Source organism: Myxococcus sp. CA056, assembly GCF_013336715.1.
Classification (GTDB): domain Bacteria; phylum Myxococcota; class Myxococcia; order Myxococcales; family Myxococcaceae; genus Myxococcus; species Myxococcus llanfairpwllgwyngyllgogerychwyrndrobwllllantysiliogogogochensis.
Window position 1 is genome coordinate 1 of record NZ_JABUMT010000012.1, and the last position, 14,333, is coordinate 14,333.

The 14,333-nt window shown below is 68.3% G+C and carries 11 protein-coding genes and 1 pseudogene; 2 read left to right on the top strand and 10 right to left on the bottom strand.

Features of this window, described 5'->3' with window-relative positions; translation table 11 throughout:
• Positions 1-21 precede the first annotated feature (21 nt).
• On the bottom strand, positions 22-264 hold the full coding sequence (locus HUA76_RS46575) for a transposase (protein ID WP_371823551.1): 243 nt from the start codon (positions 262-264) through the stop codon (positions 22-24).
• Positions 265-347: 83 nt separating this feature from the next.
• On the opposite strand from HUA76_RS46575, the pseudogene HUA76_RS33515 reads away from it, so the two are divergent.
• Positions 348-1,127 (top strand): annotated as a pseudogene (locus HUA76_RS33515) (IS630 family transposase); the annotation flags it as partial.
• Positions 1,128-1,663: 536 nt separating this feature from the next.
• Here HUA76_RS33515 and HUA76_RS33520 read toward each other — a convergent pair.
• The 8 genes from HUA76_RS33520 to HUA76_RS33555 all read right to left on the bottom strand — a co-directional run bounded on the left by HUA76_RS33520 (position 1,664) and on the right by HUA76_RS33555 (position 12,298).
• Positions 1,664-4,573 (bottom strand): heavy metal translocating P-type ATPase, encoded by a 2,910-nt coding sequence (locus tag HUA76_RS33520; protein WP_174463140.1) that lies wholly within the window; start codon positions 4,571-4,573, stop codon positions 1,664-1,666.
• Positions 4,574-4,598: 25 nt separating this feature from the next.
• Positions 4,599-5,573, bottom strand: coding sequence for a vWA domain-containing protein (locus tag HUA76_RS33525; protein WP_174457672.1), 975 nt, complete (start codon positions 5,571-5,573; stop codon positions 4,599-4,601).
• A complete protein-coding gene (locus tag HUA76_RS33530; protein ID WP_174457671.1) occupies positions 5,573-6,508 on the bottom strand; it encodes a vWA domain-containing protein in 936 nt (311 codons plus the stop codon). Before HUA76_RS33530 ends, HUA76_RS33525 begins: the two co-directional genes overlap by 1 nt.
• A 73-nt stretch (positions 6,509-6,581) precedes the next feature.
• Positions 6,582-7,898, bottom strand: coding sequence for a hypothetical protein (locus HUA76_RS33535; RefSeq protein WP_174463141.1), 1,317 nt, complete (start codon positions 7,896-7,898; stop codon positions 6,582-6,584).
• 60 nt (positions 7,899-7,958) lie between these two features.
• Positions 7,959-8,426, bottom strand: a complete 468-nt coding sequence (locus HUA76_RS33540; protein ID WP_174463142.1) for a nucleoside deaminase — start codon at positions 8,424-8,426, stop codon at positions 7,959-7,961.
• A 151-nt stretch (positions 8,427-8,577) separates the two neighbouring features.
• The gene (locus tag HUA76_RS33545) at positions 8,578-9,399 is read right to left on the bottom strand and encodes a hypothetical protein (protein ID WP_174457668.1); all 822 of its coding nucleotides are present in this window, start codon (positions 9,397-9,399) and stop codon (positions 8,578-8,580) included.
• A gap of 16 nt (positions 9,400-9,415) precedes the next feature.
• On the bottom strand, positions 9,416-10,237 hold the full coding sequence (locus tag HUA76_RS33550; protein WP_371817339.1) for a hypothetical protein: 822 nt from the start codon (positions 10,235-10,237) through the stop codon (positions 9,416-9,418).
• Between the two features lie 42 nt (positions 10,238-10,279).
• On the bottom strand, positions 10,280-12,298 hold the full coding sequence (locus HUA76_RS33555; protein WP_174463143.1) for a serine/threonine-protein kinase: 2,019 nt from the start codon (positions 12,296-12,298) through the stop codon (positions 10,280-10,282).
• A gap of 162 nt (positions 12,299-12,460) precedes the next feature.
• Here HUA76_RS33555 and HUA76_RS33560 point away from each other — a divergent pair, with 162 nt between their 5' ends.
• Complete coding sequence (locus tag HUA76_RS33560; RefSeq protein WP_174463144.1) at positions 12,461-13,138, top strand: GNAT family N-acetyltransferase; 678 nt, start codon at positions 12,461-12,463, stop codon at positions 13,136-13,138.
• 1 nt (position 13,139) lies between these two features.
• Here HUA76_RS33560 and HUA76_RS33565 read toward each other — a convergent pair whose 3' ends face one another.
• On the bottom strand, positions 13,140-14,174 hold the full coding sequence (locus HUA76_RS33565; RefSeq protein ID WP_174463145.1) for a hypothetical protein: 1,035 nt from the start codon (positions 14,172-14,174) through the stop codon (positions 13,140-13,142).
• Between the last annotated feature and the right edge of the window lie 159 nt (positions 14,175-14,333).

Genomic DNA, 14,333 nt, shown 5'->3' on the forward strand with positions numbered 1-14,333 from the left:
CCCAGGCCCGAGAACATCGACTCAAGGAAGCTCGCCAGCTCTCCCTCCAGTCGCTTCAACTGCTTCGGCGTCATGCAGGGGGAACACTTCGCCCACCCTCACGCATTCTTGAAGTGACCAGGTCGTACTATTCGCCGCGCGCAACCACTGCGACAACGTCGGTTGGGACACTCCTACCTGCCGGGCCAGCGTCGAGGCATTCACCGCGCTCGGGCCCATCATCCGCTTCACCATCTGCGCCTTGAATGCGTCTGTGTACGGCACTTCAACCGCCTGCGCTCGCCCCCAGGGCGTCGTCAGCTCGGCACGTCAGCCGAGGCGACATCTTCCCTGACACAGGGGGCGATGAACTGGTGCGGCTGACCGAGCACGAAGACCTCTCGCGGGAAACAGTCCGCCGACGGCTGGAGGAGAACGAACTCAAGCCCTGGCAGCAACGCATGTGGTGCATCCCGAAAGTGGACGCCGAGTACGTCGCCCGAATGGAGGACGTGCTGGAACTCTACGCCGAGCCACCAGACGCCGAGAGGCCGGTGGTCTGCTTCGATGAGACTCCCAACCAGCTGATTGGAGAAGTCCGCACGCCCTTGCCGGCCATGCCCGGCACGCCCCGCCGTTACGACTACGAGTACCAGCGCAATGGGACGGTGAACCTCTTCGTCCTTCTGGACGTGCACCGCGCCTGGCGCCACGTAGAAGTCACGGACCAGCGGACCGCCAAGGACTTCGCGCTGCAGATGCGTGCCCTGGTGGACGTGCACTACCCGGAGGCGGAAACCATCCGCGTGGTGCTCGACAACCTCTCCACGCACAGCCCTGGCGCCCTCTATGAAGCTTTCCCGCCCCAGGAGGCCCGGAGGATTCTGAAGAAGCTGGAGTTCCACTTCGTCCCCAAGCACGCCAGCTGGCTGAACATGGTGGAGATTGAAATCAGCGTGCTCACCCGCCAATGCCTGGACAGGCGAATTGGCAACAAGCTCACCTTGAAACGGGAGGTGGCCCGATGGGAGAGGATGCGCAACAAGGAGGGCGCCCGCGTCCGCTGGCGCTTCACTATAGACACCGCCCGCACCAAGCTCGGGCGAGCATACCCCCAGGCCCAAGCAGCAGTGGCCGCTGCGGCCTGAACCCTTCAAAACCTCTGTGCCGAGGTACTAGTGGCTAAGACGCCGGATGCTACAGTTCTCACTTCAACCCGATCGAGCTGTGGTGGGCTGACCTGCACCGACAACTGCGCAAGCTTGCCCCTCGCACCTTCGAAGACCTGGGCCGGGCAGTGCCGCAGTTGCGAGCGAACATCCCTCTACCGAAACTCGCCGCTTGGTTCCGCCAATATCTCTCCTTCTTTCAACTCCACTCAACTGATCTCGGCGTTAGCCGCAGATGCGGCGACGCAGATCCGCACGGTGCTGGGACAGGTGCTCTCCGTGAGCGCCGTAGAGGCCCGTTGTGCGCCGGGTGTACGTGGCGACGCGCACTTCGTCCGCCTGCACCGCAAGACTGGCGACGAGTACCTTGAGTACCTGAGGAACAAGAAGCCTTGCAGGTGCTCTCAGTAGTGGATGTGGCGCCTGTTGCTCCGTATCACCGGAGTTCTGCTGCTCGCATTCAGGCACTGCAGTCGTGAACGGAGGAGGCTGGAGAGAGTCCAGCCTCCTTCGGCTCACCGGGCGGCGGGCTGGATGCCCATCGAAGGCAAGGGCGTTGAGCCCATCACCTTGGGCCTGACGGCGAGCAACCGAAGGCCGTTGGCGACGACGAGCAGCGTGCTTCCTTCGTGCAACACCACCGCGTGGCTGATCTGCGTCAGGCCGAAGAGAGTTGCGATGATGAGTATCGCGCTGATGCCCAGCGCGATGACCAGGTTCTGCTTCATCACCGCCGTGGCCTGACGCGCGAGTCCCAACACGAAGGGCAGACGGGACAGGTCGTCGCTCATCAGCACCACATCCGCCGTCTCCAGCGCAGCATCCGAGCCCGCCCCACCCATTGCCACGCCCACCGCCGCAGCCGCCAGCGCGGGCGCGTCGTTGACTCCGTCGCCCACCATGGCTACCGAGCCCTGACGCCCCATCTCACGCACGGCTGTCACCTTGTCAGCGGGCATCATCGGCGCTCGTGCTTCGTCGAGCCCCACCTGCGCGGCGATGGACTTCGCCACCCGCGCATTGTCTCCAGACAGCATCACCGTCCGGGTGATGCCCTGCTGCTTGAGCGTCTCGATGACATGCCGCGCTCCCGCGCGCACCGTATCAGCCACGCCGAGCACTCCGAGGTAGCGCCCCGCCTTGCGCACCACCATCGTCGTCTGTCCCGCCTCTTCCAGCCGGTCGACCTGCGCCTTGATGTCGGCGGGAACAGTGTCTCCTTCGAACAACGCCAGGCTGCCCACGTCCACCAGCGCGTCACCCACCTTCGCGCGCAGGCCCTTGCCGTGGATGGCTTCCATGTCGCTTCCGGCCGGGGCCTGGATGCCCCTCGCGGACGCGGCCTCCACCACAGCGTGCGCCAACGGATGCGCCGAGAGCGCTTCCACTGCCGCCGCCGTCCCGAGCAGCTCCTCGTCCGTCACGCCCTGCACCGGCGCAGTGCTGAGCAGCTTCGGCTTGCCCACCGTGAGCGTGCCAGTCTTGTCGAAGGCCATTGCATTCACCTTCCCGAGCAGCTCCAGGTAGATGCCGCCCTTGATGAGCACTCCACCTCGCGCCGCCGCCGCCACCGCGGACAACACGGCTGACGGCGTGGAGATGGCCAGCGCACACGGAGACGCGGCGACGAGCAGTGACACCGCGCGCAGAATCGCCTCCTTCAGCGGCATCCCCATCAGCACGAGCACCACCGGGAACACCACCGCGCCAATCATCACCAACGGGGCGAACGTGCGCTCCAGTCGCTGCGCGAAGCGCTGGTTAGGACCCTTCTGGGCCTCGGCCTCGGCCACCATGTCCACCACTCGCGCGAGCACCGACTCCGAGGAGAGCCGGGTGACTTCCACCTCCAGCAACGCCTCGCAGTTGACCGTTCCGGAGAACACCTCGTCGCCCGGCTTCTTCGGGACAGGCATGGACTCGCCAGTGATGGCGGCCTGCTCCAGCGAACTCTTTCCCTCTCGGATGATGCCGTCGAGCGGAACGCGGTCTCCCGGACGGACGACGACGCGGTCGCCACGGAGCACCTGCGCGACGGGCACTTCCACCAGCTCGCCACCCCGGCGCACCCGGGCCACCTCGGGACGCAGCGCACCGAGCGACTCGATGGATCGCCTCGCACGGTCCATGGCCCTGTGCTCCAGCGCGTGACCCGCGCTGAACAGGAAGAGGAGGAAGGCTCCCTCGAACCAGGAGCCCAGCACCGCCGCTCCCAGCGCGGCCACCACCATCATCGTCTCGATGTCGATGCGCAGTTGGAGCAGCGACTTCACCGAACCCCGGATGGCGAAGAACCCTCCACTCAGGATGGACAGCGCCCACACGATGGTGGGTACCAATGCGGGCACGGGCGCGAAGCGCTCCAGCAGCCACCCCGCGACGAGCAGTACCCCTGAGGCCACCACCAGCGGCATCTCCAGGAGCGGCGCCAGGCCGCCTCCGTGCGCATGGTGCGAACACGCATGGCCATGGCTCGGCACCTCCAGCGTGTAGCCGAGCTTCTTCGCTCCGGTCTCGATGCCCTTCAGCGAGATGTCCTCGCTGTCGTACTCCACGACGAGTCGCTCACTGGCATACGCCACGTTCGCGGACAGCACGCCCGGGAGCTTGCCGAGCCCGTGCTCGATGGCCGTCGCCGAGTCGGCTGAGCTCATCCCTCGCACGAACCACGTGTGGCTCTTGTACCGCTTCGCGACCTGCTCACCCGTGCGCTTCACCGTCGCGAGCAGCGCCGCCGCGTTCACCAGCCCGGGGTTGTAGTGGAGACAGACCTCCGCGTAGCCCTGGTCCCGGCGCAGGTGCACGTCGATGACGCCGTGGTGCGCCTCGAGCGCGGCTTCCAACTTCTGGAAGCGGCCCGCGTCATCCGTCTCGCCCGGTAGCGCGTCCTCCAGGTCAAGCTGGAGAGCGACTCCTCCGCCCTCCGCCGAGCGGTAGCCCGGTGGGCGGACGCGCTTCGGCTTCGGGTGGTGATGGTGATGCCCGTGGTCGCCGTGGTCGTGGTCGCACCCGGCTCCGTGCTCATGCGCGGCGGCCTGACCGTGGTCGTGTGAGCACCCTGGACCGTGCTGATGCGCGTCGCCACCGTGGGCATGGTCATGCCCGTGCTGATGCGCATCGCCACCGTGCGCGTGGTCGTGCTTGCAGTCGGGGCCGTGCTGATGCGCATCGGCACCGTGCGCAGCGTCACGCCCGTGCTGATGCGCGTCTCCACCGTGCGCGGCGTGGTCATGCGTGCACCCCGGCCCGTGGACGTGCTTCTCCTCGCGCTTGGGGCCGATGATCTTCAATCCCTTCAGCACGGGCTTCGCGGCGGCCGGCTTCACCGCCGCGAGGGACGGCCCGTGGCCATGTCCGTGGTCATGCTTGCAGTCCGGTCCGTGGACGTGGTCGGCCTGGGCATCGGTCTTCTTCTGCTCGGACATGGCGTCTTCTTCCTGAAGCTGAAACCTAGTGGCGGTGTCCGCCGTGCTTGCGGGCAGGGGCGGGGGCGGGAGTCGGAGCACGCACGGGCTCGGCCTCCTCCTCGTGGTGGTCCTCGTCCTCGTGCTCCTCGGGAATCGGCTGCGTGAAGCGCTGCCCCGCGACCTCCAGGGTGAACGCCTTGCACTCCGGAGGAACGTCGAACTCCAGCACCGCGGGGAGCCGACCCTCGTACGACTTCAGCGTCTTGCCCTGCTCGTCGTAGACGGTGCCACCAGCAGCCACCGTCATCGTCTCGTCCACCAGCACCGCCACCAGCTCCGCCATCTCCTCCATGCGGTCGGCGATGCGGTGGCACCACAGGTGGCCCACGCCCGGATACGTCTCGTGGGAGATCTCCTCCATCTGCTCCTCGTCCACCTGGTCGCCCACGCCGACGAAGACGAAGCTCATCCGAGGCAGCCGGCCCGCCGCGATTTCCTTCGCCACCTGCGTGGCATAGGCCCGCACGTCGTTGCCGTCCGACAACTGCGAGTCGGTGATGATGACCGCCAGCCCGCGCCGCGCGCCCGTCTGCACCTGCTGCTTCATGTGCGCCACGAAGTCGCGCAGCACCGGCAACATCACCGTGGCCTTGCCGTAGGCCCTCGGCCCCGGGAAGCGGAAGTCCTTGGCCTGCACCGCCGACAGCAGCCCCACTTCCTCCAACTGGCTGCCATCCCCGGTGGCCCAGTACGCCACGCGCACCTGCCCGTCGCGGTCCTTGCTGGCCAGGTACTCCAGCATCCACCGCATCTGCGGCTCGACCAGATTCTTCACCGGCGCCAGCTTGGCCAGCACACCGCGAGGACCGTACTCGTCCTCCATGCTCGCCGAGCCGTCCATGTAGAGGGCCACGTCCAGCCCCTCCACCGTGGGGTCATGCAGCAGCGTGGCCACCACCTTGTTCCCCATCCGATGCACGTCCGAGAACGGACGCACGATGACTTCGTGGCCAGCCATCAGTGATGGTCCTCGTCTTCCTCGTGGTGGTCCTCGTCCGGCAGCGGCTGGGTGAAGCGCTGGCCGTTCACCTCCAGGGTGAAGCTCTCCGCTCCCTCGGGCACGTCGAACTCCAGCACCGCGGGCAGGCGGCCCTCGTACGTCTTCAGCACCTTGCCCTTGTCGTCGTAGATGGTGCCACCGGCGGCCACCGTCATGTTCTCGTCCACCAGCACCGCCACCAGCTCGGCGACCTGGTTGATTTCCTTCGCGATGCGGTGGCACCACAGGTGCCCCACGCCCGGGTACTCCATGTGGGCAATCTTCTCGAGCTGCTCCTCGTCGATGGCGTCACCCACGCCAACGAGCACGAAGTTCAGCCGAGGCAGCCGTCCCGCTGCGATATCCTTCGCCACCTTCGCGGAGAACGCCTCCACCTCGTCGGCGTCATGCAGCTGTCCGTCGGTGACGATGACCGCGCAGCCTCGGCGAGCGCCCTGCGGCACCTGCTCCTTGAGGTAGCGCACGTAGTCCTTCAGCGCCGGAGCCAGGAAGGTGTGGCTGCCCAGCTTCTTCGCGCCGGGGAACCTGTACTGCTTGACGTCCACGCCCTTGAGCTCGCCCACCACCTCGACGTCCTTGCCGGAAGCGCCGCTGGCCCAGTAGGCGACGCGGAGCATGCCGTTGCGGTCCTTGGTGGCCAGGTACTCCAGCATCCACTGCACCTGCGGCTCCACCTGATTGGCGGGGTCCTTCAGGGGCGCGCCGCGCAGCCACTCCAGGAAGGAGCGGTTGGGACGTTCGTACTTGTACTCCTCCTGCATGCTGCCGGACGCGTCCATGTAGATGGCGACGTCCAGGCCCTCGACGGTGGGGTCGTGCAGCAACACCGCACGTACCTTCCCCTCCTCGACGTGAAGATCCGAAAACGGCTCGACCGGCTTCTCGTGACCCATCGTTCCCCCTGCCAGGTTGGGGGCCGAGGCTATCACCTTCCGGCGGGGTTCCACGCCCTCGCGCGAGGCGCCCTCAGTCCTCGAAGTCGGACATCCAGTCGGGCTTCTTCGAGGGCACGGACGCCGAGGGGGCGGACGGCTCACGCCGAGTGCCAGGAGAGGGAGCCGCCGGGCGTGGCTTCGCTCCAAAGTCCTCCATCCAGGAGGGCGTGCCCGGCTTCGCGGCAGGCGGAGGCGCCGCTGGCTTCGCCCGCGTGAGTCGAGGCTTCGCCGCCTCCGGATGCGCCGCCGCGTGCGCGTTCAGGAAGTCCTGCATCCAGTCGCTCGGGCGCGGAGGCTTGGGCGGCGCGCGCGGGGGCAGGGGACGCTGGGGCACGGGGCTCGTCACTCGCGGCGCCGACACCGGGGGCGAGCCACCTCCCGCGCGGATCCGTGAGCGAAGCGCGCGCTCCGCTTCCGTGGGCCAGCCTGGCAGCGCGGCCAGGGCCTGACGGGCCAGCTCCAGGAACGCGGGTGTCGCGGCCTCCGGCGGAATCTTCACCTTCTCCGCGCGCAGCCACTCCGCCATGCGCGTGAGCAGCCCCGGGTGCTGACGGCGCAGGATGGCCACGTCACCCTTCACCTCGTAGCCGCGCAGCTCCAACTCGGCGATGGCCATGGCGCGGCTGGGCACGGGCAGCTCCATCCGGGCCAGCGCCTCCGGTCCACGATTCGCTCCGGCATCTTCCTGAAGCTGGGTGAGCACATCGTGAAGCATCCGCGCCACCATGGGGCCGTTGGAGGCATTGCCCATCTGGAGCTCCGGAGGCACCGAGGGCCATGCGAGCACCAGCCCCTGGCCCTGGGCGATGACGTCCGGTCGGTCTCCCGGCAGGAGCGCCACGTAGCCGCGCGGCGCGGTGGCGCTCTCCATCGTCTGCGCGTAGTGGAACGCGTCGGCCGCGCCCTGCGTCAGCCCCGCGAGCACGTCTCCCCGAGTCACCGTGAGCTGCCCCGGCACGCGCTGCGGTGACGTGCCCGGCCACGGGCCGGACAGGTGCCCGTAGAGGTACACGGGGTCGTTGAAGCCCTCGGCGTCGGCGGGGTGCTCGACGAGCTCCACGGAGAAGAAGAACAGCTCCGACGCGGCGATACGCCGAGGCGTGCGTCCGGAGGCGACTTCGTGGTGGGTGAGCTGCGCGAGCGCGGTAGCGGGCAGGCGGCCTCGCTCGCTCGCGGGAACGACGTGTACCCCGCCCAGCGCGTCCAGGCCCACCAGCCACTCCGGCTCCAGGGCGTGGTTCGAGTCCAGTCGGAAGGCGTCCACCACGTGCGCGATTTCGGAGGCGTCCGACTGGACGGGCTCCGGCGGCGTGGCGGCGTGGGGGATGAAGTAGCGGGGCAGGTTCACGGCGGCTGCGTCAGGCTCCCGCAACCGCGCGGACCGCGCAAGTTCGGCACGGGCCCCGAGTCAGTCCCAGGCGCCCGCGTGGACGTCGCGCGCTTCCTTCAGGGGGATGGGGCCCTCCACCTCGGTGGGGCTGCTGCCCCGCTCGAAGACCTCCCGGCACGACATGGCGAGCCCGCCTCGGGATGTGCCCACCAGCTTCGCGAACTCCGCGGACGACAGGGAGAACACCACCCGGCGCACGCCACCCCAGAAGATGGCGCCCGCGCACATGGCACACGGCTCCGTGCTCGCGTACATCGTGCAACCCGCGAGGACCTCCGGCGTGAAGCGCTTCGTGGCGTCCCGCATCAGGTTGGACTCCGCGTGGCCCGTGCAGTCCCGCTGCGTCGCCACCGTGTTCTCGCCCTCCAGCAGCACCTGTCCCTGGGCGTCCACCAGCACCGCGCCGAAGGGCTGGTCCCCGCGCGCCCTGGCACGGCGTGCCGCTTCGATGGACTGCTGAAGGAATCGGGTTTCCTCGGGACGCATGGGCCAGCCTCCGGTTCGGGGCCGGCAACCTAACGACGCACCCGGGACCTCGCCACGGTTCCTCGGGGAGGACGGACGTCGGCTCCTCGACCCGCGCCGTGTGTCCCCGGGAAGCTGGGAGCGAATCCAGCCCCCGGGGCACGTTCAGCGGTTACTGGTCGTCGCAGGGGGTGCCCAGGCGAATGCCCTCGTACACACCCAGGTCGTTGTAGATGAGCGGCAGGTTCTCCTCGACGGGCACCTGGCGCAGCTCGAGCGACTTCTTCGTGTTCTCAATCCAGACGGACGTCTTCGCCTTGTCCAGCACCAGCCGGAGGTCGCCCTTCTTGGTGGAGAAGATTTCGCCTTCCGAGTCGGAGATGACGTTGGTCATCTTCTGCGGCTTGAGCGCGCCACGCGGGCCGATGAAGACGCGGTAGTTCTTCTGGTCCGTGGTGCGCGCGCCCTTGTCCACGAAGTAGTAGTTGCCCTTCGTGTCGCGCAGGAGCGCGTACGGCGCGAACTGCTGCGGGTTGGGGGCGTAGGCGGCCTTGCGCAGGATTTCCGCGCCTGGGACCGCCTCCATGAGGTTGAGGGGAATGTTCTTCTCGCCGCACCGCACGGCGCACGTCTTCGCCTTGCGGTCCAGCTCCACCTCGGAGACCACGCGCCAGTCCTGGCCACGGAAGCTGGGGTTGGCCGACTTGTTGAAGAAGCGGGGCTCCAGGAAGCTCGTCCCGGAGGTGAACGGCAGGGACGGCACCAGGAAGAAGGTCTTCCCGTCACCGTAGTAGAGCTGGTCTCCGCCGCGCTCCTCCTCGGGAGCCACGACGACGTAGTGCCCCTTGCCATCGGTGCAGATGGAAGTGGACTCCATGATCATCTTCTGGCCCAGGTTCTCCTCCTTGCCCCAGGGGGGCTGGAGGGTCTCGGATGCCAGGGACGCGCTACAGGCGAAGGACACCGCCACGGCGGCGATACGCTGGAAGTTCATCGCAGGGTCTCTTGGACTAAAGGTTCGTCTTGTAGAACTTCTTGGCGAACGTCTCCTGATTGGAGGCGTCCTTCGAGGTGGTCCAGATGAGGCGCTGGGCGTCGAACTTCGGCTCCAGGCTCGCCCCCAGGCGGCAGCTCACCTGCTTCACCTTCTCCTTCACGGTCTGCTTCGCGACGTTGGAGACGTCACACAGCTCCTTCAGGACGCTGAGCGAGGGCTCGCAGTAGCCGCTGATGCTCAGCTCCTTGAGCTGGTCGTCGGTGATGGTGCTCCAGTCGATGTTCGCCGCCACGGAGGTGCCGCAGGACTTGTTCATGTCCTGGAGCACGGCGCCGTAGTCCTTGTCGTGGCGCGCCATCTCGCCCTTGCGGTCGAACGCCATCAGCTTCTCCAGCGTGCCGTCCTCCTGCTGCTTCTGGTGCTGCTTGTAGACCTCCTCGGACTTGAGGGCCTTGGTGCGCTTCTCGTCGAAGGAGACGCGAATCTCCTTGCCGCGTCCCGGCACGTACAGCTCGTAGTTCGAGTTGCGCATGTACAGCACCGTGTAGCCCCGGCCGCGCCACTGGGTGGTGTAGTTGTGCTGCTCGCTGCTGTTGGTGCTCCAGTCCTTGAGCTCGAAGGGCAGCACCTTGCCGTCGATATCGGAGCCCGTGCCCTGCACGCGCAGGATGAACTTCTTGGACGAGCGCGGGGTGAGGGGGACGACGGCCACTTCCTCTCCCTCGGCGCCGGAATAGACCTTGCCGGCCTCGACGGGGGCCGCCGCGAGGCTGGAGGTAGCCCCCAGCAACAGCGTGGTGACGAATACCGCGACCAGGTTTCTCAAGCGATTCACCTCATGAGGCAGGGGCCCGTCCCATCCGGACGGCGCCATGTGTCAGAACTCGATGTCGTGCTGCTTGCAAAACTTCCGGACCCGGGGCTGCTCCGGCCGGGAGACCTTGGGCCATTGGGCCTTGGCGTTGCTCAAATCTCCCTGACGGCAGAAGGCCCGGGTGAGCAGCGAGTAGGACGCCAGTGGGATGACCTTGGGTTCCCTCCGCTGGCTGCTTCGTGCCAGACGAATGGCCTCCGCGGTGTCTCCCCCGTTTAAAGCACGCTCCCCATCCGCCAAAAGCTGCCGCAGCTCGTCAGACAGCTTTTCGGAAGGCTCGGGTCGGGTGGAAGGACGCGTGGAGGGGGGCGGATTCTTCGTCGCCACACCGGCCGGGTCGTCCGGAGGAGGGTTTTGCGGCGTCGGCGTGCCCGTCTGCGTCCCGTTGGGCGGAGGGGCCACCGGGGTGCCCGTGGCGCCCTGCGTTCCGGTGGTGCCCTGGGTGCCCGTGGCGACGACGGGCGGGGTGGCGGCCTGGGTGCCCGTGGCGACGGGCTGCACTGGCGGAGGCGTGGTGCCTCCGGTCGGCGTGGGCACCTGGGGCCGGGTCAACCACCAGCCGCCTCCGGCCACGGCGACGAGCGCGGCGACGATGAGCGCGGCCACCGGCGCACGGCTCTTTGGCGCCGGCGAGGACTGCGCGGCCACGGAGTGGACCACGGCGGCGCTCGTGGGCTGCACGGCGCCGGGCTGCACGGTGGGGGACGGGGTGAGGTAGCTCTGGGGCGCGACGGGCGGCGGCACAGACGGCGCCTGCTGGGAGATGAGCGTGGGGTCCAACCCAGGAGGGTCCATCAAGGGCGCGGCCTGAGGCGCCGAGGCATGGACGATGCCCATCTGCCCGGTGCCGCCAGAGGCGAAGGCCCCCGCCGGCGCCGAGGCCAGGACGACCCCCATCTGCCCGGTGCCTCCCGAGGCGAAGGCTCCCGCGGGCGCGGCGGGCTGGACGACGCCCCTGCTCCCGGAGCTGCCCGGCGCCATCGTGTCCTCGAAGCCCATGCGGCCCGTGTCGGGGCCCTTGCGGACGCTGCCAGGCGCCATCGTGTTGGACAGCGAGGGCGGGCCCTCGGAGGGCAGGGCGATGCCGGACGGCGAGCCGCTGGGACGGGGCTGCGAGGCGTGGGAGCCCGCGGCCGGGCTGAGCGTGTGCAGGGGGCTGCCGGTGAGCTCCTCCACGAAGGAGGCGACGTCCGGGTAGCGGTCCTCGATGCGCTTGGACAGGGCCCTGTCCACGGCGGCGATGGAGTGGGCGGGGGCCTCCGGACACAGCGGGGCGAGCGGGGCCGCCGGTTCGTAGACGACGCGGAAGATCATCTGCGCGATGCCCCCCGCGCCGAAGGCGGGCGTGCCCGTCATCATCTCGTAGACGATGCAGCCCATCGCGAAGATGTCCGTGCGGGCGTCAATCTCGCGGTTCCTTCCCTGGGCCTGCTCGGGTGACATGTACTGCGGCGTGCCGATGAGCATCGCCTCCTGCGTCTGCACCGTGCTGGAGTCGAGGACCTTGGAGATGCCGAAGTCGAGCAGCTTGAGCCGCTCGCCCACCACGCCTCCGGAGTCGGTGGGCACGAGGAAGACGTTGGCGGGCTTCAAGTCCCGGTGGACGATGCCCGCCCCGTGCGCGGCCTGGAGCGCGGAGCCCATCTGCCGAGTGAAGGAGTAGACGTCGTGCAGCGGCAGTCGCCCGCGCTCAAGCCGCGACTGGAGGCTCTCTCCGCGCAGGAACTCCAGCACCAGGAACGGCGTGCCGTCCTCCAGCGTGTCGTAGTCGAGCACCTCGACGATGTTGGGGTGGCCCAGCCGGGAGGCGATCTCCGCCTCGCGACGGAAGCGCGCGAAGATTTCGGCGGTGAGGTGGTCTCCACCGCGCAGCACCTTCACCGCGACCTGTTTGCCCGGAAGGCGCAGGTGCTGGGCCAGGTACACCGAGCCCATTCCTCCGCGCCCCAGGATGGACAGGACCTTGTAGGTGTTGCGCAGGACCGTATCGATGGAAAGGTCACCGTCGGACGGTCGATTCATGGGGCTGTGGCTCGCACGGGATTCTCAGGGGTGTTCCACCCCATTCCATCCTCCCACCCCACCATGAGGCAACCTTTCCGAGGCGGGATTCCGGACGGAGGCTGTCTTGAGCGGTGAGAACCCCTGGTGGCTTTCCGCCAGCCTGCTAAGGAAGCAGCCTGTATGACGAAAGTCGCGCCCCCCAAGGACTTGCTCGAGGTCCGCGTCCGCCGCATCCATCGCCGGGACCTCAACCGGACCTGGGAGTTCCTCAAGCTCGTCTTCCGCGACGTCAACCGCGAGACGGTGGAATACCAGCGCCCCCGCTCCAAGCGCCGCTTCATGGAGGTCTACACCTCCGAGTGGATAGAGCAGCTGCTCTATGAGGTCGACGGCGAAATCGTCGGCTATTCCGAGTGCGCCTTCGAGGCCACGGGCGACGACAACTGGGTGAACCCCCGCTGGTTCGAGAAGCGCGGCATGCGGCCCCTCTTCGTGGAGGAACTCGCGGTGCACCCGGAATACCAGGGGCGCGGAGTGGGCAGCTTCATGTTGGATCAGCTCCAGCATCTGGCCCGCACGCGCGGCTGTACCCACCTGGTGCTGGAGGTGGCGGAGAACAACGAGGCCGCGCTGGCGTGGTACCGGGCGAGGACGTTCTACAAGCTCGACGCCGCCATCTTCCTCGCGCAGAAGGTGCCGGGAGAGCCGGAGCTGCTGCCGCCGCGGCGCATCAAGCGCCGGACGAAGGCGACCGAGGGCGAGGCCACCTCTCCGAACACCGGCCCCATGCCGGAGACCCCCGCGGCGCGAGGTGGCGCGCGCAAGGGCCGCGCTCCCGCGGCGAAGAAGGGAAGCTGAGTCACGGCGACTTCGCGGGGGGCGTGAGCGTGCGACTGAAGAAGCGCACGGCGTCCTGGCTGAGTTCGCGGTGCAGCTTCACGCGGTCCACCCCCGGAGGGTCCACGCAAATCTCCGGGGTGTGCTTCGCCATCTCCGCCCGGCACGGCGCGAGGAACACGAAGTGCCCGGCCTTGGGCACCTGTGTGTACTCGGGCTGCTGGGGCAGCGCGTCGCGAACGCGGAGGGCCTGGGCGACCCCGTCGAGCACCTCGTCCTGCTCCGCCGCGTACAACCGGACGGGCACCTTCACGTCCTTGAGTCCGGCCTCGTCGAAGAAGACGCCCACGGGCGCCATGACGAAGAGGGAGCGGATGCGAGGCTCCCGCGTGCCGCCGCGCAGCTCGGGGCGGACCGCGCGCACCGCCTTCATCTCGGTGCACAGGACACTCCTGGCGTGCGCGGCGTCTTCGCAATAGGGCCCAAGCTTGCCGAAGTCCGGTGACGCGCCCCCGAGCAGGAGCACGGTGTAGCCGCCCAGCGAGAAGCCCATGGCGCCCACGCGCGATGGGTCCACGAGCGGGCCCATCACCGCGTCCGTGAGCACCGAGTCCAGGAGCGTGCGCACCTGCCACGCGCGTCCCAGGAACACCTCGTCCGTGCCCGAGCGGGCGCCGTCGTTGTGCGTGTTGCCCGCGTGGTCCAGTGACGCGACGACGAAGCCCTTGCGCGCGAGCGCCGAGGCCAGGTCGCTGTGTCCCCAGCGCGTGCCCATGTGGCCGTGCGAGATGAGCACCAGCGGATGTCGTCCGGGGATGGGCGGCAGGTCCTTGCCCGCGTCGAGCTGAAGTAGGTCCACCGGGAAGGGCTTGGAGGCTTGCGTGGAGGGATAGAGCACCACGCCCCGTAGGGGCCCGCCGTTCACCGGGTCCTTCATGGCGAGCTCGCGGTAGCCCACGCCTCGGATGATGGACGCGGAGGCGGAGGTCGCCACGAGCAGGGCGGCGAGCGCGAAGGCCCTGGGAAGCGCGGTGCCAGGTCGTCCAGAAGTCTTCATGGCCCTCTTATCGTCCGAGCCGGCATTCGATTGCACGGCCCCAGGGTGAAGGGGGCTGGACGACACGGGGTTGCGACTGGAGTCGCATGGGACGGACGGGGTGTGGACCTCATGCTCGCGCCCCTTGCCCCCCTTCGGGGGTGGACCGGGACAAGGGCT